General features: G+C 34.6%; 24 protein-coding genes. 3 read left to right on the forward strand and 21 right to left on the reverse strand.

All coding sequences use genetic code 11. The features are described from left to right. Nucleotides 1-47: 47 nt before the first annotated feature. Complete coding sequence (locus ACTU6T_RS05385) at nt 48-4,655, reverse strand: T9SS type B sorting domain-containing protein (protein WP_460220235.1); 4,608 nt, start codon at nt 4,653-4,655, stop codon at nt 48-50. Nucleotides 4,656-4,868: 213 nt separating this feature from the next. Continuing rightward, nucleotides 4,869-5,813 carry an endonuclease/exonuclease/phosphatase family protein gene (locus ACTU6T_RS05390; protein ID WP_460220236.1) on the reverse strand — a complete coding sequence of 315 codons (945 nt, stop codon included), beginning with the start codon at nt 5,811-5,813 and terminating at the stop codon, nt 4,869-4,871. Nucleotides 5,814-5,905: 92 nt separating this feature from the next. Here ACTU6T_RS05390 and hflX point away from each other — a divergent pair, with 92 nt between their 5' ends. Continuing rightward, a complete protein-coding gene (gene hflX / locus ACTU6T_RS05395; protein ID WP_460220237.1) occupies nt 5,906-7,120 on the forward strand; it encodes a GTPase HflX in 1,215 nt (404 codons plus the stop codon). A 51-nt stretch (nt 7,121-7,171) separates the two neighbouring features. On the opposite strand, the gene ACTU6T_RS05400 is transcribed toward hflX, so the two are convergent. The 13 genes from ACTU6T_RS05400 to ACTU6T_RS05460 form a co-directional block, all read right to left on the reverse strand. After that, nucleotides 7,172-8,110, reverse strand: coding sequence for a DUF3078 domain-containing protein (locus ACTU6T_RS05400; protein WP_460220238.1), 939 nt, complete (start codon nt 8,108-8,110; stop codon nt 7,172-7,174). Nucleotides 8,111-8,256: 146 nt separating this feature from the next. Continuing rightward, nucleotides 8,257-8,766, reverse strand: coding sequence for a DUF2480 family protein (locus tag ACTU6T_RS05405; protein WP_460220239.1), 510 nt, complete (start codon nt 8,764-8,766; stop codon nt 8,257-8,259). Nucleotide 8,767: 1 nt separating this feature from the next. Beyond that, nucleotides 8,768-9,094: a DUF59 domain-containing protein gene (locus tag ACTU6T_RS05410; RefSeq protein ID WP_460220240.1), complete on the reverse strand. Its 327-nt coding sequence runs from the start codon at nt 9,092-9,094 to the stop codon at nt 8,768-8,770. A 6-nt stretch (nt 9,095-9,100) separates the two neighbouring features. Continuing rightward, nucleotides 9,101-9,523 carry a SufE family protein gene (locus tag ACTU6T_RS05415; protein ID WP_460220241.1) on the reverse strand — a complete coding sequence of 141 codons (423 nt, stop codon included), beginning with the start codon at nt 9,521-9,523 and terminating at the stop codon, nt 9,101-9,103. Between the two features lie 66 nt (nt 9,524-9,589). Next, a complete protein-coding gene (locus ACTU6T_RS05420; protein ID WP_460220242.1) occupies nt 9,590-10,069 on the reverse strand; it encodes a hypothetical protein in 480 nt (159 codons plus the stop codon). Nucleotides 10,070-10,190: 121 nt separating this feature from the next. Then, entirely contained in the window at nt 10,191-11,261 is a 1,071-nt protein-coding gene (locus ACTU6T_RS05425; RefSeq protein ID WP_460220243.1) for a zinc metalloprotease, read from the reverse strand. A 161-nt stretch (nt 11,262-11,422) separates the two neighbouring features. Beyond that, nucleotides 11,423-12,640, reverse strand: coding sequence for an aminotransferase class V-fold PLP-dependent enzyme (locus ACTU6T_RS05430; protein WP_460220244.1), 1,218 nt, complete (start codon nt 12,638-12,640; stop codon nt 11,423-11,425). Nucleotides 12,641-12,660: 20 nt separating this feature from the next. Further along, nucleotides 12,661-13,974 (reverse strand): Fe-S cluster assembly protein SufD, encoded by a 1,314-nt coding sequence (sufD, locus tag ACTU6T_RS05435; protein ID WP_460220245.1) that lies wholly within the window; start codon nt 13,972-13,974, stop codon nt 12,661-12,663. A gap of 5 nt (nt 13,975-13,979) precedes the next feature. Continuing rightward, nucleotides 13,980-14,732: a Fe-S cluster assembly ATPase SufC gene (gene sufC / locus ACTU6T_RS05440; RefSeq protein ID WP_460220246.1), complete on the reverse strand. Its 753-nt coding sequence runs from the start codon at nt 14,730-14,732 to the stop codon at nt 13,980-13,982. Between the two features lies 1 nt (nt 14,733). Continuing rightward, complete coding sequence (locus ACTU6T_RS05445) at nt 14,734-15,165, reverse strand: hypothetical protein (RefSeq protein WP_460220247.1); 432 nt, start codon at nt 15,163-15,165, stop codon at nt 14,734-14,736. Between the two features lie 13 nt (nt 15,166-15,178). Then, on the reverse strand, nt 15,179-16,630 hold the full coding sequence (gene sufB / locus ACTU6T_RS05450) for a Fe-S cluster assembly protein SufB (protein ID WP_460220248.1): 1,452 nt from the start codon (nt 16,628-16,630) through the stop codon (nt 15,179-15,181). Between the two features lie 9 nt (nt 16,631-16,639). Next, a complete protein-coding gene (locus tag ACTU6T_RS05455; protein WP_460220249.1) occupies nt 16,640-16,969 on the reverse strand; it encodes a HesB/IscA family protein in 330 nt (109 codons plus the stop codon). 158 nt (nt 16,970-17,127) lie between these two features. Next, complete coding sequence (locus tag ACTU6T_RS05460) at nt 17,128-17,361, reverse strand: hypothetical protein (RefSeq protein ID WP_460220250.1); 234 nt, start codon at nt 17,359-17,361, stop codon at nt 17,128-17,130. Nucleotides 17,362-17,528: 167 nt separating this feature from the next. On the opposite strand from ACTU6T_RS05460, the gene thiL reads away from it, so the two are divergent. After that, nucleotides 17,529-18,581, forward strand: coding sequence for a thiamine-phosphate kinase (gene thiL / locus ACTU6T_RS05465; RefSeq protein ID WP_460220251.1), 1,053 nt, complete (start codon nt 17,529-17,531; stop codon nt 18,579-18,581). Here the strand turns inward: thiL and ACTU6T_RS05470 are convergent. From ACTU6T_RS05470 to ACTU6T_RS05480, 3 genes are all read right to left on the reverse strand, one after another. Beyond that, nucleotides 18,562-18,834 (reverse strand): hypothetical protein, encoded by a 273-nt coding sequence (locus ACTU6T_RS05470; protein WP_460220252.1) that lies wholly within the window; start codon nt 18,832-18,834, stop codon nt 18,562-18,564. The two genes, thiL and ACTU6T_RS05470, sit on opposite strands and share 20 nt — an antisense overlap. 79 nt (nt 18,835-18,913) lie before the next feature. After that, a complete protein-coding gene (locus tag ACTU6T_RS05475; RefSeq protein ID WP_460220253.1) occupies nt 18,914-19,180 on the reverse strand; it encodes a hypothetical protein in 267 nt (88 codons plus the stop codon). A 64-nt stretch (nt 19,181-19,244) separates the two neighbouring features. Next, entirely contained in the window at nt 19,245-20,018 is a 774-nt protein-coding gene (locus ACTU6T_RS05480) for an alpha/beta fold hydrolase (protein ID WP_460220254.1), read from the reverse strand. An 89-nt stretch (nt 20,019-20,107) separates the two neighbouring features. Here ACTU6T_RS05480 and brnQ point away from each other — a divergent pair, with 89 nt between their 5' ends. Beyond that, nucleotides 20,108-21,403, forward strand: coding sequence for a branched-chain amino acid transport system II carrier protein (gene brnQ, locus ACTU6T_RS05485; protein ID WP_460220255.1), 1,296 nt, complete (start codon nt 20,108-20,110; stop codon nt 21,401-21,403). Nucleotides 21,404-21,443: 40 nt separating this feature from the next. On the opposite strand, the gene ACTU6T_RS05490 is transcribed toward brnQ, so the two are convergent. The 3 genes from ACTU6T_RS05490 to ACTU6T_RS05500 form a co-directional block, all read right to left on the reverse strand. Then, nucleotides 21,444-22,736, reverse strand: coding sequence for an aminopeptidase P family protein (locus ACTU6T_RS05490; protein ID WP_460220256.1), 1,293 nt, complete (start codon nt 22,734-22,736; stop codon nt 21,444-21,446). Between the two features lie 76 nt (nt 22,737-22,812). Beyond that, entirely contained in the window at nt 22,813-23,397 is a 585-nt protein-coding gene (locus tag ACTU6T_RS05495) for a Crp/Fnr family transcriptional regulator (protein WP_460220257.1), read from the reverse strand. 94 nt (nt 23,398-23,491) lie between these two features. Next, nucleotides 23,492-23,791, reverse strand: coding sequence for a hypothetical protein (locus ACTU6T_RS05500; RefSeq protein WP_321233721.1), 300 nt, complete (start codon nt 23,789-23,791; stop codon nt 23,492-23,494). Between the last annotated feature and the right edge of the window lie 50 nt (nt 23,792-23,841).

Genomic DNA, 23,841 nt, shown 5'->3' on the forward strand with positions numbered 1-23,841 from the left:
GTTTTTGGTTGAATTACTTAATTCTTTATTATTGATTTTAATTGGTTTTAATTGAGACGTTGGATGTAAACCCAAGCAGTTCTTCTTTTACCATCTTCATACTCCATAGTATAAAAATAAGTACCGACTGGTAACTCTTCTCCATCATTAGTTTGACCATGCCATTCATCGGTATAATTCGTTTTAGAGTACACTAAAGTTCCATTACGATTGAAAATTTCTAGTTTGCTAACATTATAGCTGCTCAAATCAAATATATCGTTCATTCCATCACCATTAGGAGAAATTCCTTGTGGGATAACACAGCTTTCTAGTTCGATTATGGTTTGCTCAGTTACACTTGAACACATTGTATTATCGTTAAATGTCACTTCAATTTCATAAAGTCCAGCTTCAAGAACTGGAAGTGTTAAACCAGATTCTCCAGCAATAACAGCTCCATCTCTGTACCAAACTATACTAACATCAGAAGCTGAATAGTTATTTGGTGTTGCAGTTATAAGGATTGGTACTGTAGCATTCGGACAAACCTCATATTCAAAATCGGTTGTAAATGATGTACTAGGTAACGGCTTAACGATTAAGTCGAAAGGTGTTGTAGAATAACAATCGAAAGCGATATTACTTTCTACCCTAGCATAAATAGTTTGAGACTCACTACTGTATAATACTGTAGTATCTATAGGATTTGTACCAGCTTCGGCATCTGCTTCAGTCTCATAATAACTCACTGTAAATTGAGTTCCATCTTGTCCATTTAATACGTTTCCATCATGAGCAGCTAAATCAAATAATGTAACGCCATCCATATCATCATCACATGCTTCAATTGGAACACTAGTTGCATCTGGTGTTGGTCCCGAAATGATTAAATCAAAACTTGTAGTTGCAAAACAGAATTCAGCATCAGCATCTTCAATTCTTACGTAAATAGTTTGTGGATTTGATATGTTGTTATATGGAGATGTTAATGCTCCTGTATCTGCTTGAGCATCTGCAAGAGTCAAATGATACGTTACATTAAACTCGGTAGCATCTTGAGCTCCTAATACTCCAACAGTTTGCGACTCTAAGTCAAAGTCTTCTACACCATCAGCAGAGATATCATCACAGGTTACCATATCTGGAACAGCATTAGCTACAGGCTCATCTCCAAAGACTACAGTTATAGAATCTTGAGCTTGAGCATCACATTGTTCATCATAAGCAATAACCGTATAGGTATCAGATTCTGTTACTGTTAATGTCGATCCTGTTTCACCTGCAATTATAAATCCATCTTTATACCACTCATAAGTATCAGCAAAAGGTGAATCTGCATTTAACACAAAATCTGGGAATCCACAGAAGTTTTGATCTTCTCCAAGTTCAACTTCAATTTCAGCAGTAATATTTCCATCATCTTCTCCTCCAGAATTGGTTTGACTAATCGAAATACTACCAGCATCATCAGAGAAATTAGTAACTAATAACACATAAATTTCTCCAGTTTGAGCATTATTAATCGTTAAATTCTCCACAGCAGCAGCCGAATAACTACAGTCTACAATATTACCATAAGGATAAAAATTAGGATCAGTAGTATTATTTGGGCAATCCCCTCCTGGGTTAGGGCAACCTAAGTCTAAATTACCACAAGCATCTTCAAGTGAGGCAAAAGGACCCCAAAGTACAAAATCAACATCTAATCCATTTCCATCTTCATCAGTTTGGGCAATTTCGATTTCAATTAAGCCAGGTTCTCCAATTTGGATAATATTCCATGTAGGATTTGGTGCAGAAAATAAGCACGCAATATCTGTTGGATCAGGTATACCTATGATATTTGACGTAGTTAATGCTCCTCCAGCTTCAGCACAGAAGTTTTCAGCATTCTCACAAATAATATTAGTTGGTGCTTCCTTGATACATAAGTCAAAAGTTGTCGTTTCAGCATTATTTCCTCCAGAGAACACTCTAACATAATATGTATTTCCAACTACGAGTTGTGGAGACACCATAGCATCAGCGCCAGCGCATTCTAGCTCTACTAGGTTATCACAATCTCCTTCATACAACCCTATATCTGTATTAAATCCACCTCCAGCAATATTGACCAATGAAATCAATTGCACTTCATTTAAAGCTACAAATTCAAACCAAACGTCATCATCAGGGTTTCCTGCACAATTTCCAGCAGGAACGCCAGAATCTGTTGCTTCAACTAGGGTGCCTGGTGTTGTTAAGTCACAAGATTGATCATCGTTTACTACTGCAACCGTTGCATTACATGGATTATCATTTTCTGGTGGACAAGCCAATAGTTGTATTGGACTACTATTGATAACACAATTTACATCTTGATCGTTACTTACTGTAACAACAACATCTACTAAAAATGGGAATGGACCTATTTGATATATTCCTGTGCTAGTTACTGGAACAGTTGTAGCATCAATATTATTTGAAATTGTTAAAGAAGTTGCATCACCTAAACTAGTCACATTAACATCAATTAAAAACTGATCGCCATTATCACAATCATCGACAACTTGATATGTTGCGACAGGATTAATACAAGTAGCACAAGACACTGTATAATCTATACCATCTGAACAACAGAAACTTCCAGATTCACAGCTTACCGATCCATCTGAAAGGATTTGAATTTGAATGGTGTCGGTTAAGGATTGAAATGATAAGCCATCTAAGACACCATCATTACCTTCATCATTATATAATACAGTTCCATTACCATCAGTCACTAATAAGAAATCAAAAGGTGCTCCTTCTATTTCACCAACATTAATTGTCAGGTTAAGAAGCGATCCATCGGAACTTGTATATGTAAATATCTCGGAATCATTATTCCCATAGCATAAGAAACTATTCACAGGGCCAACAGCACAATCGACATCAAAATTCGTTTGTATTGTTGTTGTAAAAGTTACTGGTCCAGACCAAATACTAAATTCGGTACCGCAATCGGCTCGCACCCAAACTTCATATTCAGTTTCAAAATCCAATCCTGAAATACTTGCAGATGGTGTATTGGTAGTTGTTCCAGGCCCTGAAGGCTCTCCAGTTCCAGCTGGTACAACCACATATTCCCAAGATGTTTCTCCATTATTAGGAGTCCAACTAATATCTGCACTTGTTCCTGTAATATTTGCTACCGTTATTCCACTTGGAGGGATACAAAATGACCCACAAGATTCTACTCTAACAAAGTCAATAGACATATCACCTTCAAAACCAGTTCCAGCTCCACCATAACTAAATTCTAAATAAATGATCTGACCTAAATAAGCATCTAAGTTTATTCCTACTGGAACCCATGCTTCATCATCTGAGATTTGTAAATCTCCAACCCAAGTGAACAGGTTTGTAAATGGTCCTGCTGCATCATTAGCAACCCCAACATTTAAAGTTCCCATATCTTCTCCAAACGCATGAAAAAAGAATGATAATTCTGCACCATCAACAGCAGCCGTCAAATCTATACCTGGGCTAATAGCCGATGCAATATCTGAAGAATCACCAGAGGCTTCATATTCTAAGTGCGTACCTGAACTTCCATCATATGCATTTGCTGGTCCAGTCCCAAAAGAATTAGCACCTGCGGCTGTGATATCCCAATTCCCATCTGTTCCATCAAACCCAGTACCAGTCCAACCAGATGGTGGATCTTGATCAAAATTCTCTGTAAATATAAACGATGACGATCCTGAAACACATGTCACTCCTACTGGTGGTGGAGGCGGTGTATTTAATGTTGTAAAATTAAAAGGCCCAACCCAATTGCTGAATCCATCTGCATCACAATCACTTCTCACATATACTTCATAAGCTGTACTTGGTGTTAATGCTGTAGCATTATATGGATTATTATTCGTTGTAGATACACCAGGTCCTGATGGCAAACCAGTTCCTGCATCTTGTATTGCGATTTCCCATGTGGTCTCTGCGCCCCCAGCTATCCAACTTACTTCAGCAGAATTTTCTGTTACAGCGGCTATATTGATTCCTGAAGGCTCAGGACAAGACACTTCAAAAATTGAAACCGTATCAAAAGCGACCCCTTCATCTTGAACAGATCCATCAGATCCAAATGCAACTCTTAAAATCACATTGGCTTGGCCACCTAGACCATTTAATGCATGTCTAGCTATGACCCATCCTCCAGAACCCGAAGTTCCTCGGCCAGTCCAACCTTCTTGTTGTCCACCAGGATTACCAGCAATGGTTCCATCATTATACCAATTATTAGGATCTCCATTAGCTCCTACATTTTGCCATGACGTTCCTCCATCGATAGAAGATTGTAACACCATCCCATCCCAACTAAATTCTGAATTCCACCAAACGCTTAATTCGATCGATGGTGAAACAAGTGAAGATAAATCAAAAACGGGACTTACAACAATCCCATTTTCATTAGTTCCATAATTCCCTGTAAGGTTTGTCACCCAAGCATTAGCACCTGAATCGGCGCTATTAATAACCGTTGCTGCAGGTGCACCTAAAGCCCATGTTCCAGGGTTGGCACCATCAACTGTCCATCCACCATCTCCTGACTCAAAGTCTTCTGTATAAGGATATGATGTAATTTGTGCATCAGCACACCAAATTGAAATCGCAAAAAGGAATGATAACGAGAGTAAAATTTTTTTCATATTAATGAAAGCTATTAATTATTAATCAACTGACTATTAGCGCCTTAAACATATCCATTGGGGGTGAATTGTGAGTTTTAGACAAAACGAGCGAATTTAAAGACTCGTAATAAGTAACCGAAGATAAAAAAAATGACAGTTAACAAACCGTTAACATTGTTATAATAGACAAAACGCAATTATTATCGACAAAAAGAAAAAGACGTTAAGAACTTAGTTTTCAGATACATTTAATTGCACAAAAACTGGGAAATGATCGCTGTAACCACCTTTATATTTTTTCCCTACGTAGGTTCTAAATGGCTGACCTTTAAACTTCCCTTTGTATTGGGTTAAGAACTTCTCATCAAAGATATCAGCTTCATCAAACTTCAATGTACCTTTTTTTGTATCAAAAAAGTTTGTAGTAAACAATATTTGATCAAATAAATTCCATTTGAAATTATGGTTTAAACTTCCTCTTGTATAAGACAGCATGGTTTCCATTGGATTATAAAGACCACCTTCATTCACTAAAAGTTTAATACTTTCGTTACTAGGGTTATCATTAAAATCACCCATAACAAAAATCTTAGCGTTGGCATCTTCATATCTAATTTCTTGCAAAATATCTAAAACTTTTTGAGCTGCTTTAATACGCTTATGCATTGACTCATTTTCCCCCTCCCTTCTTGAAGGCCAATGATTAATAATGCAATGCACTTTTTCTGAATGCAGTATTCCAGACACTAGTAAGATATCTCTGGTATAATCTTGATCACCAATCTCGTCTTCTATGTAAATTGAATATGTTTTAGAACGTAGAACTTTAAAAACAGTCGTGTCATAGATCATAGCGACATCAATGCCTCGTTCATCTTGAGAATTATAATGAATTATCCCATAATTATAAGCTTCTAAATCTTTACTTTGTAGAAGTTCTCGTAGTACATTCTTATTTTCAACTTCGGCTAAACCTACAATAGCGGGAGGTTTTTGAGATTCCTCAAAACCAATCTTTGAAATAACTTGACCAAGTTTGTAGAGTTTTCGATCATAGCGCTTCTTGGTCCAGCGTTTATCTTTACCTGGTAAAAAATCGTCATCATGTTTTGAAGCATCATTATAAATATCGAATAGATTTTCGAGATTATAAAAAGCAATCGTATATGTTGTCATATTGAAATCTTGGGAACTCACATCACAAATTTAGGTTTTAAAATGCAATAGACGAAGATTCAATTATGTAACTTTGTTTTTTATTTGAGTCTATGATTGAAAAAAAGAATATAAGTTTAGAAAAAACGGTTCTAATAGGTGTTGTTACTCGTGAGCAAAATGAAGAACAATCGAAAGAATATTTGGATGAGTTAGAGTTTTTAACCTATACTGCTGGTGGTGAAGTTTTAAAACGTTTTACTCAAAAAATGGATATGCCTAACCCTAAAACATTTATAGGGTCAGGTAAAATGAAAGCCGTTCAAGAGTTTATAGAAGATAACCATGTTGGAACTGCTATTTTTGATGACGAACTATCCGCAGCCCAAGAGCGAAACATTAGCAAAATATTGGGTGTAAAGGTTTTAGATAGAACTAATCTTATTCTAGATATTTTTGCTCAAAGAGCCACTACAAGTTATGCGCGTACACAAGTAGAATTGGCACAATGCGAATATTTACTTCCGCGATTAAAAGGAATGTGGACCCACCTTGAACGGCAAAAAGGAGGTATTGGAATGCGTGGCCCTGGTGAAACAGAAATTGAGACGGATAGACGTATAGTACGTGATAAAATTGCATTACTTAAAGCCAAAATCAAAACCATTGATAAACAGATGGCTGTACAGCGAGGCAACAGAGGTAAGATGGTTCGAGTGGCTTTAGTTGGATACACTAATGTTGGAAAATCAACACTCATGAACGTCGTGAGTAAAAGTGATGTATTTGCTGAAAACAAATTATTTGCAACTTTAGATACTACGGTTAGAAAAGTAGTCATCCAAAACCTACCCTTTTTATTAACTGACACCGTTGGGTTTATTAGAAAATTACCAACCCAATTAGTAGAATCTTTTAAAAGCACGCTTGACGAAGTTAGAGAAGCAGATTTGTTATTGCATGTTGTAGATATTTCTCATCCTAACTTTGAAGAACATATAGAGTCTGTTAATAAAATTCTAGGTGAAATTAATAGTTCAGATAAGCCTACGATTATGGTGTTTAATAAAATCGATGCTTATAAAGCTGAACCTTTAGAAGAGGATGATTTAGTTACTGAAAGAACCTCATCTCATTATTCTCTTGAAGAATGGAAAAACACTTGGATGCATCGTGTAGGTAATAATGCTTTATTCATTTCTGCATTAAATAAGAAAAATTTAGACACCTTTAAAAAACGAGTATATGATGAAGTAAGAGACATTCATGTGACTCGTTTTCCATATAATCATTTTTTATATCCGGATTATTCAGAAGAAATAGAGTAAATAAAAAAGCACCTCAATGAGGTGCTTTTTTTGAATTGTGAACTATGTGTTTTAGAACTTGTAAGTTAATCCTAATGTATAATAAGTTTGCAAGTCGTTATCTACGCTATCAAAAGTTGGAGTATCTGCAACATCTCCATCAAAATTAGCCAAAGCAAAGTTTAATGCTTCTTGTTTATTGTTTCTTAATCCGAAGTCAAAACCAACACCAATCATTTTCCATAAAGTATAGCTAAATGAGTTGGTCCAAGTCCAGTTTGACAAATCTCCACTTTTATAACTTTGAAATGCAGACAAATTAGATTTAAATCCAACAGCGCCTATTTGACGAGTATAATCTGCAACAATTTTTGCACCTAAAGACGACTCAAAAACATTATCGTTATCAGCAAATACAAAATTGTAGTTTAATGGATGAATAACCACGATTAAATTATCGATTGGTGTCCAAGTGGCACCAATACCTATATCTAAATATCCTGGATCGTTGAAGTTATTTAAAATGGTTGTTCTGTATTCCATTAACGCAGATGCAGCAAGTTTATCAGTGATATTTCTTCCATATAATGATGAAATATTAAATACATCAGTAGTTGGTTCGAAATCGTCACTATCCAAATCAGTGTCTTTATTATCTAATTTTGTCCAGTTTAAATTTGTAGTTAATGCATTTCTCCAGAAAAATTTATCCTGAATTAAATTTGCAAATCCATTTACTGTAAAGCCAATGTTACCAGAAGCATTGTTTGGAGCACCTTGTGCGTACCAATTATTAAAGTTAGATAAACTTCCACCAATCACACCAAAAGCACCAACTCTCCATCCAGGAAGAGCATCAATTTGAGCTTGTAATGCATCAGCTTCAGCTTGCGCAGCATCAGCAGCAGCTTGTTTTTCAGCTTTTTGAGCTTCTAATTCTTCTTTAGTTTGCGAAAAGCTAAACATGACTGATAGCATCAATACTGCAGTTAAAAGTAATTTTTTAGTCATAATTTTAATTTTAAGGGTTTCAATTAAATAATCAAAGCGCAAATATAATTCATTAGTTATTTGAACACCAATTATTTAAATTAAAGTTTAGTTATTTAGGTTTGAGTATTAGACGCTTTTACGCAACATAAGTCACGAGTTTTAATTTATTTTTTTCTTTTGAATAGAGGTACCGATGAACAAGCTTCACCATACATAATTGATTTTGCTACTGGTTTTAATCTAGTTGCAAGCATACTATAGGCGTTAACTGGTACTGGTTTATTAGCACAACCTTTTATAATTAATGGCTTATCTTGAAAGTCATCAACATTAAGTGTATTAATGACATCCTGATAAATAGAAGTTTCTAATACTTCTAAATCACCAATAATAATTTTTTTAGCATAAGGTTGCAATTCTAAAGTTAACAGCATATATGCCCAAGCTGGAATAATAGCGTCGGTAGAGCAGGTTAACGCAATAAACTGGTCTTGGTGAATAGTCCAGTCATACGCTTTGATCTGTTTTCTAAAGTCTTTTTCCCGTAATACAAAACCTTCAAACAGCCAGTCTTTGATATCAAAAATTACTCGTTTGCCTTCAGGATAGAAATCTTCTAAATCGACAACCATTAATTGACTCTGTGCTACTCTATTTATAATTTCATCTGCCATATTATAGCATCCCTAATTCTAATTTAGCTTCTTCACTCATTAAATCTTGGCTCCAAGGTGGATCAAATGTGATTTCTACTTCAGCAGATTTCACATCATTTAATGATTTCACTTTTTCTTCAACCTCAAGCGGAAGTGTTTCGGCCACAGGGCAGTTAGGCGTTGTTAAAGTCATTAAGATTTTAACATCATAATCTTCATTAACAAACACATCATAAATTAATCCTAATTCGTATATATCTACAGGAATTTCTGGGTCATAAATAGTCTTTAAAACTCTAACTATTTTTTCTCCTAACAAGTTAGTATCTATTGTTGATTCGCTCATAATGAACTAGTTTAATTGTGTTTGGTATGCAATCGCATACATTTTAATTTGTTTAATCATACTTACCAAGCCATTAGCACGTGTTGGTGACAAATGCTCCTTCAAACCTATTTGGTCGATAAAATCGGTGTTACTTTCAATAATATCTTTCGGGTGTTGGTTAGAAAACACACGAATTAAAATTGCAATAATCCCTTTAGTAATAATTGCATCGCTATCTGCAGTGAACTCTACTTTGTCATTATTCATTTCGGCATGTACCCATACTTTACTTTGACAACCTTTTATAATATGCTCTTCCGTTTTATATTGTTCGTCAATTAAAGGCAAGGTTTTCCCTAAGTCAATCATATATTGATACCGTTCTTCCCAATCTTCAAACATTGAGAACTCATCAATAATTTCATTTTGTATTTCGGTTATAGTCATAGTATTCTTCACGTTTTTTAGCTCAACAAAAGTGGTCTAAATTACAGTTGCAAAGATACGACATCTCTATTGTTTCTCAACCATAGTTTTAAGAGATAGTATTTTTTCTACCAAAGCCTTAATAGCACTAGGTGGATTACCATGATCAAAAATCATAGTTTTATAACTTTCTTCTCCTTCAGATATTTCTAACCATGCCATTTGAGCTGCATCAAATTGTGATGTGTTCGAAGGTGCTTCTAAATCTGGGAGATTATTTTTATCAACATCACTCAAAAGGTTTAAAAAAGTTTCCCGTTGATCCTTCGGAAATGGGTAAGTATCAATTTTTTCTAATGAATAATCACTAGATATCATAATCGAATCGCCTTCAAACCAAATCCGCATAAAAAACCCTCTAGTAGCAGCTTGGTAAGTTACTTTCATACCTTCTTGAATTTGCCTTTCAGATGACTCTGAAGTCGTTTCATTAGATGCCTGAGTTGTATGTTGATCGCATTCTTTTGCTGAAATTAACATCATGAGAACGCATAGTATAAGTTTCATAGTCTTATGTTTTTAGTTGTTTATAGTAATATTACAAAAAAGAAGCCAAAGTTTTTGACTTCAAAATGTAAACAAAAAAGGGCGTCAAATTGACACCCCTTTATAATCTATAATTAAATTTTTAGTTCGCCATTGCTGCTCTAGGTCCTCCAGCTTGGAAAATAGTTCTCATACGAGTTTTTTGTCCTTCAGAAAACATATACATACAGTCATCATTAACATAGTCCATATAGTTCATTGTCATATCATTTGATCGACAATTAACTGTAGGGTAAGATGGGCAACCATAGTTAGGTGCATCAGACTTAGGTGTATCAGATACAAAATCATCTCTATTACATCTTCCATCACCCCAAATATGGCGTAAGTTTAAGTAATGCCCAACTTCGTGTGTTGTTGTTCTACCACCATCAAAAGGAGCTGATACAAAACCTGTATTACCAAAATATTGTGGAGACACAACCACACCATCTGTTGAAGCTGGTCCTCCTGGGAATTGTGCGTATCCTAAAATTCCTCCTCCGATGTTACACACCCAAATATTTAAATGTGTTTGAGGGGTTATTGGTGGATAGGCTTGTTTCATTGCATCATTTGTTCCCCAAGAACTTCTTGAATCAGCATGTCTAAATGTGTCTGCTAGTGTAAATTCAATTTCGCTATCTGCTACCAAGCCAGAAAATTCTCCTGGCACTTGATTGGCATCACTATTTGTTGCTCTAAAATCTTCATTTAATATATCAATTTGTGATTGAATTTGTCCAGAACTAATATTTTGTTGTGAATTGCTATAAATAACATGTACATATACTGGAATCGTAATAACACCTAAGTTGTCACCTGATCCGCCATCACCTCCATCGCCACCGTCACCGCCGCCGTTGTTTCCATTTCCATTCCCATTTCCGTTTCCAGGTTTAAAGGCAATAGAATTGGCTCTTGTATGATACTCAATGTCATACATTTTTTTATACAACTTTGGGTCTTCATCTAATAATCGGTTTAGGTTTGCCATACTGTGACATGGTGTAATTCCTTGTCTCCCTTGAGCACCATTAGTATCAGATTCTGTGTACACAAAAAAGTCACTCATATCGACTTTAGTTTGTTCTTCAGAAATTTCATTTTTGTCAGAATCACATGACGTAAAAATCAGGGCTAGAGCCGCAAAGCTCAATAACATTTTTCTCATTATATAATAGTTTTTGGTTAAAAATTTGCTGAATATATATTTTTTTGATGTAAAAAATGAATAATAAGCAAAAATATTGTAGAGTTTTCGATAAAATGCAATTCACAAATAAGATATTACGGAAAACCCGTAATTAAGCCGAAGGGATTTCGTACAGATTGTTAACTTAACATCAATTTTGCTTTCTTAACACCTTCAACTAAGGCATCAATTTCAGTCTTTGTATTATAAAATGCGAAAGAAGTTCTCACTGTACCAGGAATTTTGAAGAAATCCATAATGGGTTGAGCACAATGATGGCCAGTTCTAACAGCAATGCCAAGTTTATCTAAAATGGTTCCAATATCATAAGGATGAATACCATCAATATTAAATGAAATTACTGAGGTTTTTTCTTTAGCCGTTCCGTAAATTTTTAAACCTTCTATGGTTGATAGTTGCTCGGTTGCATACTCTAAAAGCTCATGCTCATAAGTTGCAATAGTATCAAAACCTATAGCATTCATATAGTCTACAGCAGCACCAAAAGCAATACCTCCACAAATGTTTGGTGTTCCAGCTTCAAATTTATGAGGCAATCCTGCATACGTTGTTTGCTCAAAAGTTACTTGGTCAATCATTTCACCTCCACCTTGATAAGGTGGTAATTTCTCTAACCAAGCTTCTTTTCCATAGAGTACACCAACACCAGTTGGGCCACACATTTTATGCGCAGAAGCCACATAGAAATCTACATCTAATTCTTGAAGATCTGGTTTGATATGCGGACACGATTGTGCACCATCAACCAATACTGCTGCACCAACTTGATGCGCCTTGTTTATGATTTCAGAAATAGGATTAATAGTCCCTAGAGCATTTGAGATATGGTTGACAAACACTAGTTTAGTTTTATGAGATAACAATGCTTCATATTCAGAAAGAATCAATTCCCCATTCTCATTCATAGGGATTACTTTCAAACGAGCACCTGTACGCTCACATAACATTTGCCATGGCACAATATTGCTATGATGTTCTAACGCAGACACTAAGACTTCATCGTCTTTATTAAGAAGACTTGAAAACCCATTAGCAACAAGATTGATACCATGGGTAGTTCCAGATGTTAGAATGATTTCGAAAGAATGCTTGGCATTAAAATGTTGCTGTATTTTGAGTCGAGCTGCTTCATACAAATCGGTAGCTTCTTGGCTCAAAGTATGTACACCTCTATGAATATTAGCATTGTAATTTGAGTAATACTCTACAATCACATCAATCACCTGTTGTGGTGTTTGTGAAGTGGCCGCGTTGTCAAAATAGATTAATGGTTTTCCATTAACCTCTCTATTGAGAATTGGAAAATCTTGTCTAATAGTATCAACGTTGAACACCATATGATTGTTAGTGTTTTTCATTACAAATCAAACCCAATATTGACGCCTAGTTTGTTGGCAATAATTTTTGTAATACGATGTTTAATTTCAGGAATTTTTACAGAATCTAAAACATTATTACTAAACGCAAACATCAGTAAAGCTTTAGCCTCTTTTTCAGGAATTCCTCGTGAACGCATATAGAACATAGCACTATCATCTAATTGCCCAATAGTACAACCATGAGAGCATTTGACATCATCTGCAAAAATCTCTAATTGAGGTTTAGTATTTATTGAAGCTTTATCACTTAATAAGATATTATTGTTGGCTTGAAATGCATTAGTTTTTTGAGCTATTTTATCTACAACAACTTTACCATTGAATACACCTGTTGATTTATCAGAAAAAATACCTTTATAATCTTGATGGCTTTCACAGTTAGGTTCAATATGATGCACTAATGTATTGTGGTCAACATGTTGTTTATCTCCTATAATAGTAACGCCTTTCAAAGTTGAATCAATTCGTTCGCCTTCCTGATAAAAATTAAGATTATTACGGATGAGCTGTCCTCCAAATGAAAAGGTATGCACAGAAGCATGGCTTTCGCGTTTCTGCTTGATAAACGTATGATCCACTAAAGATGCTTTAGGTTTATCATTTTGAAGCTTATAATAATCTACAATCGCACGTTTATTTGCAAAAATTTCGGTAACACTATTAGTTAGTACTGGGTTATCTGTCAAACTTTGGTGACGCTCCATAATTTGAACATGAGAATTTTCATCTACTACAATCAAATTTCGAGGTTGTAATAGCAATGCTGACTCGCTTCCTGTTGAAAAATGAATAATCTGAATAGGCTTTTCTACCACTTTATTCTTCGGAATATGAATGTAAGCCCCTTCTTGAGAAAATGCCGTATTTAATGAAGATAGGCTATCTTTTGTAGCCGCTTTATTGAAATAATTTTCAATAATTAATCTATATTTTGGCTTCGTTAAAGCTGCAGACATCAAACATACATCTATACCATCATGAGTAGTCTGACTTAAATGAGAGGAATATTTCCCGTCTATAAATACAATCTTATAAGAATCGATATCATAGATAAAATACTTCTTAACATCCTTATAATCAAGTGCATTTTCTTGCTTTGGAAATACACTATAATCGTGTTTCAAAACACCATTTAACGATGTATACTTCCAAGCTTCATCACGTTTAGACGGAAACCCTTGATCTTCAAATGACTTTATCGCTTCACTACGAATATCATGAACTGGAGCATCAATGTCTACCGAGTTCTCAAATGCCATAAAAGACGATACTAATTTATCTTTTAAATCCATACTTATTATGCGTTCACCTCTTCTTTAATCCAGTCGTATCCTTTTTCTTCTAACTCGTGTGCCAATTCTTTAGTTCCTGATTTTACAATACGTCCATTGTATAATACATGAACAAAGTCTGGTACTATGTAGTCTAATAAGCGCTGGTAATGTGTAATGACTATAACAGCGTTATCTTTGCTTTTTAGTTTATTAACACCATTAGCTACAATTCTTAATGCATCGATATCTAATCCAGAATCCGTTTCATCAAGAATTGCTAATTTAGGTTCGAGCATTGCCATCTGGAATATTTCATTTCGCTTTTTCTCTCCTCCAGAAAATCCTTCGTTTAGTGATCGGGATAAAAACTTTCTATCGATTTCTAAAAGCTCAGATTTTTCACGAATTAATTTCAGCATTTGATTTGCAGGCATATCCTCTAAACCTTTAGCTTTTCTAGTTTCGTTAATTGCCGTTTTCATAAAGTTAGTTACACTAACTCCAGGAATCTCCACAGGATATTGAAAGGATAAAAACACACCTTTATGTGCGCGTTCTTCTGCAGCCAACTCTTCAATATCTTCACCATCAAGGATAATTTCACCCTTGTCAACTTCATACTCTTCTTTACCAGCAATTACTGATGCTAATGTACTTTTCCCAGAACCATTTGGTCCCATTATAGCATGTACTTCTCCAGGTTTTACCTCTAAATTAATACCTCTTAAAATCGCTTTATCTTCAACACTTGCGTGTAAATCTTTTATTTTTAACATCTTAATTACTTCCAAGTTTTATAACGTCGTTAGTTTCTGGTGTTGGTTCAGAAACTTTCAATATTTCTTTAATTTCAATTATATTATCCCAGCCTTCAGCCTCTGGTTCTTTTTTAAATAAGCGTCCGCGAATGGTTACTGGAACCATATCTGTATCTTCTTTTTTGTATTGTTGTGCTTGCTTATCTAACTCATGCATTTTCTCATTAATCACAATACCATACATTTGTGTCGGTGTTTTTAATACAGCTGCATCAGCATAGTAAATAAATTCTCCTTGAATGGCAATTAGACCATCACTTTGCTTTATTGTTTTTCCCTCTTCAGCAACAATTGTTTTATCTTCTGGAGTAATTTCTACTTCAGATTTTTTTTCTGTTTTACAGCTCATTAATACCGTAAACACCATCATAATCATCAATACTTTTTTCATGCTTTACTTTTATTTAACCTACTGATCCTTCTAAACTAATTTCTAATAATTTTTGAGCTTCAACAGCAAACTCCATTGGCAACTTGTTTAGAACTTCTTTACTAAATCCATTTACAATAAGTGCAATCGCTTTTTCTGTATCAATACCACGTTGATTGCAATAGAAAATCTGATCTTCACCAATTTTACTCGTAGTAGCTTCGTGTTCAATTTGAGCCGACTTGTTTTTAGCTTCTATATAGGGAAATGTATGAGCTCCACACTCGTTACCCATTAATAGACTATCACATTGTGAGAAGTTACGAGCATTATCAGCTCTAGAACTAATTTGCACTAATCCTCTGTAGGAATTTTGAGATTTCCCAGCCGAAATTCCTTTGGAAATGATAGTAGATTTAGTATTCTTGCCTAAGTGAATCATCTTAGTGCCAGTATCGGCTTGCTGGTAATTATTTGTCACTGCAATGGAATAAAATTCTCCTACCGAATTGTCACCTTTTAATACACAAGAAGGATATTTCCAAGTTACAGCACTTCCTGTTTCCACTTGAGTCCAAGATATTTTCGCATTGGTTTCACACAAACCTCTTTTTGTAACAAAATTGAATACTCCACCTTTACCTTCAGCATTACCAGGATACCAATTTTGCACTGTAGAATATTTTATTTCAGCATCATCTAGAGCAATGAGCTCTACCACAGCAGCATGTAATTGATTTTCATCTCGACTAGGAGCTGTACAGCCTTCAAGATAACTTACGTAACTGCCTTCATCAGCAATAACTAGCGTTCTTTCAAACTGACCTGTTCCTGCTTGATTAATTCTAAAGTAAGTTGATAATTCCATAGGGCAACGCACTCCTTTAGGAATGTAACAGAAACTACCATCACTAAACACTGCACTATTAAGAGCAGCATAAAAATTATCTTTCTGCGGAACGACAGTCCCAATATATTTTTTCACCAATTCTGGATACTCTTGTATCGCCTCAGAAATACTCATAAAAATGATTCCTTTTTCGGCCAAAGTCTTTTTAAATGTAGTTGCTACTGATACTGAATCTACAACAACATCCATAGCAACTCCTGCTAATTTCTTTTGTTCATCAAGTGAAATACCAAGCTTTTCAAATGTCGCCAACAGCTCAGGATCAACCTCATCCAAACTGTCATATTTTGGTTTGCTATTGGGAGCAGAATAATAAGATATAGCTTGAAAATCTGGTTTTTCATAGTGTACATTAGCCCATTCAGGCTCTACCATATTTTTCCAAACTTTGAACGCTTCTAGACGCCATTCTGTCATCCATGCTGGTTCTTCTTTTTTCTTAGAAATAGCACGAACAATGTCCTCGTTTAATCCGTTTGGAAACGTTTCAGATTCGATATCTGTATAAAAACCGTATTCGTATTCTTTGGTTTTTAATTCTTCTCGAAGATCATCTTCTGTATATTTATTACTCATAAATCGTTTTTAAAGTGAGAAAGACTCTCCACAACCACAGGTTCTATTGGCATTTGGATTGTTAAATACAAATCCAGCTCCATTTAATCCGCCTGAATATTCTAAAGTTGTTCCTATTAAATAAAGAAAACTCTTTTTGTCGACAATAATTTTAACACCATTATCTTCAAAAACTTTATCATCTTCTTTTTGTTCTTTATCAAATTTTAAGTCATATGATAAACCAGAACATCCGCCACTTTTAACACCAACCCTAATGAAGTCCGTTGTAGCGCTAAAGCCATCATCGGTCATGAGCTCTAAGACTTTCTTTTTAGCTGTATCTGATACTTTAATCATGTCTTATATAGATTTTATCTAAATAGAGTGCAAATATAAGACATAAGTAGGGTTTATTCATATTTCCTAACATTATATTAGTAAATAATGACATAGAATCTGGTTATAAAGATAATAGGGTTTTATATGGACTAGAGAAATATTTCACCTTTTCCCTTTTATGCTGAAATGCGCTCTCTAGAATACTGATGTTTCAAGATAAACAATTGCCTAAGCGTCTTTTGTAGATTTTTATTGTTAAATGATGTGCTCTCAAATTCTCCTTGATTATCAACTGGGACTCTAGATTGACAGGTCTTACATATCAACTGATGTGCATTTCCAGTCGACATCGGTGAGCGCTCTAGATTATGTCCAAATACCGAACACGACAGTTCGTTGGTGGTTATCATTTGCATAGTAGGTTAAAACATTTGGGATAACTAACTTAGGTATTTAAATGCAATACACCGACTAAACACTTGTTTTTTCGATGAAATACGTGTTTTAAAATTTCCGAAGCCCTTAAAAATCCCTTAAATGAAGGCTTAGCTTTAAAAAAAGCGATTATTTTTGCAGCATGATAGAAGATAAAAATCCGCAGCGTACCTCCTTAGAAGCATTAGGAGAATTTGGTCTTATTGAACATTTAACCAAAAATTTTGGCATATCCCACACATCAACAATTAAAAGTATTGGTGACGATGCTGCAGTACTAAATCACGACACTAAACAAATTGTGGTCACTACCGATTTATTAGTTGAAAACGTTCATTTCGATTTAAGTTATGTTCCACTAAAACATTTAGGCTACAAGGCAGTTATTGTGAATTTAAGTGATGTCTATGCCATGAACGCTAATGCCACTCAAATTACAGTATCTATAGCAGTATCTAATAGATTTCCATTAGAAGCTCTTGAGGAATTGTATGCGGGAATAGAAACCGCAGCTAAACTTTATAATATTGATGTAATTGGTGGAGATACAACATCTTCAACTACTGGGCTCATAATTTCAATTACGGCTATTGGAGAGGCAGATAAAGATAATATCGTTTATAGAAAAGGTGCAAAACAAAATGACTTATTAGTTGTAACTGGTGATATTGGTGCAGCTTACATGGGTCTTCAAGTTCTAGAACGTGAAAAAGAAGTGTTTAAAGTAAACCCACAAAATCAACCCGATTTAGACCCATATTCTTATATCATTGAGCGCCAATTAAAACCAGAAGCGAGAAAAGACATCATTGAATTATTAAAACAATTAGATGTCTTGCCAACATCTATGATTGATATAAGTGATGGCTTATCTTCAGAAGTTTTACACCTTTGTAAGCATAGTGATGTAGGTGTTGAAATTTATGAGAACAAAATTCCTTTAGACCCTCAAGTTATATCAACTTGCGAAGAATTTAATATTGATAGTACGACCATTGCTTTAAATGGAGGTGAGGATTATGAATTATTGATGACGATTTCTCAAGACGATTTCACTAAGATAAAAGGCAACCCCAATTTGACGGTTATTGGATATATAACTGACAAAGATAGAGGTAAACTATTAATCACAAGAGGAGAACAAGCTGTACCTATCATTGCAAAAGGTTGGAATGCTATGAAAAATGAGGAGTAAAATCTAGCAAGGTCTCTTCTACTACTTTAGAGGCAGCAGATTTTTGCTTCATTCTTGATAAACGCCTATTATGGATTCGTTCTAAAACAGAGTTGATTTCTTTGTATTTTGGAGTTAACAACGTTAAACCACCACTGCCACTTGTCGTGACTTCCGATTTACAATGCGAACATTTGTATTCTTTAACGTGATACGTAATGTTTTTTGAGACTTCATAATGATGCCCAAAAATTGAACAATAGAGACTTTTCACCTTGATAGGGTTTTTTTAGATATTAAATTAGAGGATGACTAAATATATAAAAACCTTCTTGTAAGGTGAGAATTTTACACTAACATATCGATGAAGTGAGCGTTTTATTCTTTAAACGCACCATTCGACGTGTGTAAATCTTTTCAAGAATTTCATTTATCTCTTGATACTTTGGTGTTAACTCGGTGAGTTTCCCATTACCGTTAGTCGTTAATTGACGCTTACAACACTTACAGGTATACTCTTTAACGTGCGAGGTTACTTTTTTAGTCATCTCATAATTATGACCAAAAATGTCACAGTAGAGTCTTAACGGGCTCGAAGTCTTTGTAGTAGCTTTTCTCATGGCTGATTGATTTGGGGACAGTAAACATAGAAAAAAAACTTATTAAATACGCTTAAAAGTATTATTATTCGATGAATTGCAATAAAATGTAAGTTAATTCTGATTTATCTTCAATATAACTCATATGTCCATTAGATAATACCTCACAGTTTATATTTGTGTTATTAGTTTGATTTAATATTTGTTCACTGTTTACAACCGGATCATTGGCTCCAATTATAATAAGTTTTTTTGCAGACAAGTTTTTAAAAAATTCAAACATATCAGATCTTATCATCATTCCTTTTTGTGCAGCAATATAACCCTGTACAGGTGTATTAAGTGCCTCTTGTAAAGCTAATTCCATTTCAACTTTGTAGCGCATCCGACTCTCTTCGGAAAATAAATTCATAAACGATAAGCGAACTAAATTAGCATAATTGGTTTGAGCCATTATATTAGCTCGTTCTCGGATAGTTCGTCTTTCTATATCATCGGCTTCGTAAGTAGAATTCATTAAACATAAACCCGTAATTGAAGCAGGAATTTTCTTAGCTAAATTTAAAGCCACATAACCTCCCATAGAATGCCCAATAAGCATAAAGGTTTTTAGTTTTAAATCCTTTATAACTGCCAACACAGCTTCAGACATTGTACTCATAGTATGAACATATCCCAAACAACCTGTTTGACCATGGCCCAATAAATCAACACAAATCACGCGACACTTATCTAGTAGCTCCTTTTTTATACCAGCCCACATTGTTGTGTTTTCTAAAAATCCATGAAGTAAAACTATAGGCCTTCCTTTGCCCTCATCTTCATAAAAAATTGGTATGCCTTTGTATTCTATAATCATCACTGCAAAGATACTATTTGAATTATGCAACTACCTAAACAAATGCATAAGTATTTACTATATTTGAGCAAACAAATAGATCTATCAATTTGAATTCTAGAAAAGAGCTTTTTATCACCAGTTTTGCTTTATTCTCTCTGTTTTTTGGTGCAGGAAATCTATTACTTCCACCGCTTTTAGGTTATAACGCAGGTGAACATTGGTTTTGGGTTGCCGTTGGTTTTATGATTACTGCAGTAGTAATTCCTATTATTGGAATTTTAGCACATGCAAAATTACAAGGCACACTCTATGATTTTGGAAAAAAAGTATCTCCTCAATTTAGTCTAATTTATTGCATTCTAATTTATATCATTGCCATCGCTATTCCCTCACCCAGAACTGCAGCAGCTACACATGAAATTGCAATTCATCCAGCCTTTGGTACAAGTCCATTATTAACTAGCACTATCTACTTTGCTTTAGTTTTAGTGTTTGTCTTAAATCGTTCGAAAATTTTAAGTTTTATCGGCAAATTTCTAACACCATTAATAGTCATTATTCTTTTAATGGTTATTGGTATTGGTTTGTTTTCTTCGGAAATGGCTACAAACCCATCTCAATTCGAAACACCAATTGTTGCCGGAATTTTAGAAGGCTACCAAACCTTTGATGCTATTGGTGCTGTTGTAGTGGGAGCTGTTATCATTATCTCCATCAACTTAAGACATAAAGGAAGTTTTGAAGACCGAAAAGTATTGATAGCTAAATCGGGTTGGATTGCTGGTTTTGGTCTATTTATCATTTATGCAGGTTTGATTTCTGTTGGTGCTTATTATGGCTCTCAAATTGATATTGATGCCGCATTAAGTAGTGATATGCAGCGCGCAAATTTATTAAGAGGAATCAGTATATCTGCCTTAGGTAATTTTGGAAATACAGTATTAAGTATCTTAATTTCTTTAGCTTGTTTTACAACTGCAGTAGGTATTATTGCAGGAACAGCCGATTATTTTAAAGGAATAATGAGCAACTCTCAAACCGTTTATATTATAACATCCATTATATCCTGTGTATTAGGTATTGTTGTTGGACAGCTCGATTTTCATTCCATAATAGTTGTAGCTATTCCAGTTCTCTATTTTATTTATCCCATTACCATTGTGCTTATCTTACTCAATGTATTACCAAAACAATTCTCAACACCTTTAGTTTTTAGAGCAGTTGTAATCGTGACTTTTATATTTAGTATTCCTGATGTTGTAGGCTTTTTAAGTCCGTCAAAAGGTTTAAATGACATCATCGCCTATATTCCCTTAGCAAAACATCAATTAGGTTGGGTTTTGCCTGCTTTGTTGACTTGTTTAGGGGTTGGGTTTTTATCTTCTGAAACAAAAAAAGTCTAACACTAAAAGTACTAGGCTTATTAACTATAAATTTGAATTTCTAATCATTCATAATATCCTCAATCTCTTCTACCTCAATCGGAATATTACGCATAAGATTAAATGGTTCACCAGACTCCTGAATCACGATATCATCTTCCAAACGAATTCCAAATCCTTCATCAGGAATATAGATTCCAGGCTCTACTGTAAAAACCATATTAGCTTGCATAGGTTCTGTTAAAATCCCATAATCGTGAGTGTCTAATCCCATATGATGCGATGTACCATGCATAAAATATTTCTTATACGCTGGCCAGTCTGCATTTTCATTTTGAACATCGGCTTTATCTAATAAACCAAGCCCTAATAATTCTGAAGTCATCAACTTACCAACCTCAACATGATAATCTGCCCAAATAGTTCCTGGAACTAATAGTTTTGTAGCTTCATTTTTCACACGATTAACAGCATTGTACACGGCTTTTTGTCGGTCAGTAAATCGCCCAGATACAGGGATTGTTCTAGTCATATCACTTGCATAATTAGCATATTCTGCACCTACATCCATAAGGATTAGATCTCCAGCTTTGCATTGCTGGTTATTCTCTATATAATGTAAAACGTTGGCATTATTTCCACTAGCAACGATAGGCGTATACGCAAATTTCTTTGAGCGATTTCGTAAAAATTCGTGCATGAACTCTGCTTCAATTTCAAATTCCCAAACATCAGGCTGAACAAAACCTAATACACGACGGAATCCTTTTTCGGTAATATCGCATGCCTTCTGTAACAGTTCTAATTCAATAGAATCTTTTACCGAGCGTAAACGTTGTAAAATAGGATTGCTCTTTGCCACGCTATGTGCTGGATATTTATTTTTTAACCATTTGGTGTAACGATCTTCTCGAGTTTCTGTTTCTACCGAAGCTCTGTAATGCTCATTTGTATTGATATAAACCGTATCACATTGCGACATTAATTCAAACATAATTTTCTCCATGTCTTGTAACCAATACACAGTCTTAATCCCACTTGTCTCTAATGCTGCTGCTTTGGTTAGTTTCTCTCCTTCCCAAACCGCAATATGCTCATTAGTTTCTTTTAAAAATAAAATCTCGCGATGGTTTTCTTTTGGACAATCAGGGAACAATACCAAGATACTTTCTTCTTGATCAACACCACTTAAATAAAAAATATCACGATGTTGCTCAAAAGGCATTGTACTATCAGCGCTTATAGGATAAATATCGTTAGAATTGAAAACCGCCAAACTACTTGGTTTCATTTTAGACATGAAGTTCTTACGGTTTTTGATAAAAAGATTACGGTCTATTCTGTGATATTTCATGAGTATGTATATTTTAAAAACTTTAATGTCTTCAAAAATAATTAAAACAAATCTAGATTTATGTAGCCAAATGGCGTTAATTTATGTTTTTTCGAATACGACTCATATGTCGTGACGAAATCCCCAAAAAAGAAGCAAGATAGTGTAATGGCACTTCTTGAAGTAGTTCAAGATCATTACTTAATAGTTTCTTATAGCGAGCTTCTGGACTCAATGTTAACAAGTCTATACGATAATCATCAATAAGATAAATTTGATTTTCAATAAGATTATAATAGAATCTATTAAATGCTTTATTGTTACTTAGTAATGTTTTAAATGCATCTATTTCTATTACCCAAAGTCGACAATCACTTATGGCTTTGATATGTTTTCGAGAAGGTGTTCTATTAATAAAACTTTTAAGTGCAGAAGTACACGAATTTTTCATAGCTAAGTAAGTGGTTTTCTCTTCATCTAAAACATCAATAGCGTGCTGTAACACACCAGATTCAATGTAACAGAAATAACGACAAACCATGCCTTTCTTAACCAAGACATCATTTCTATTTAACTCTTTACAGTGGAATATATTCAAAATTTCGGGAACAAGCATATGAAGGCTTTTATCATTGATAACAACCTTTAAATAATCCTCAAACTTGGTATTAACACTTTCCATATACACTTAATTGAGGTCTAAATGTAATTAGATTATAATAAAAAAAGCGTTCAATTTAAATTGAACGCTTCATTTTAAGTGTCATTACTAAGAGTTATTTACTCATAGCATTTTTTATCATTCCTACGATAGCCATGACAACACCGCCACCAACTCCACCTCCGGCTACACTACCAAGAATACTAGACAAGTCCATACTTGTTGAGGCAGCAGCAGCTTCAGCTCCTCCTAATCCTAACATGCCTAAAAGCTGACCTCCAAGACCACCACCTAAGATTCCTAAAATTGAATTCCCAAGCGTTCCTAAAGAAAACTTCTTCATTAATGATCCTGCTAGGTTTCCACCAACAGCACCACTGACTAATTGGATAATTAAGGGTAAATACTCTTCCATTTTCAATAAAGTTATTAGTTAATATTTTGAAAAGTACTGAATTTTTTAGT

This window comes from Psychroserpens citreus, assembly GCF_055686305.1.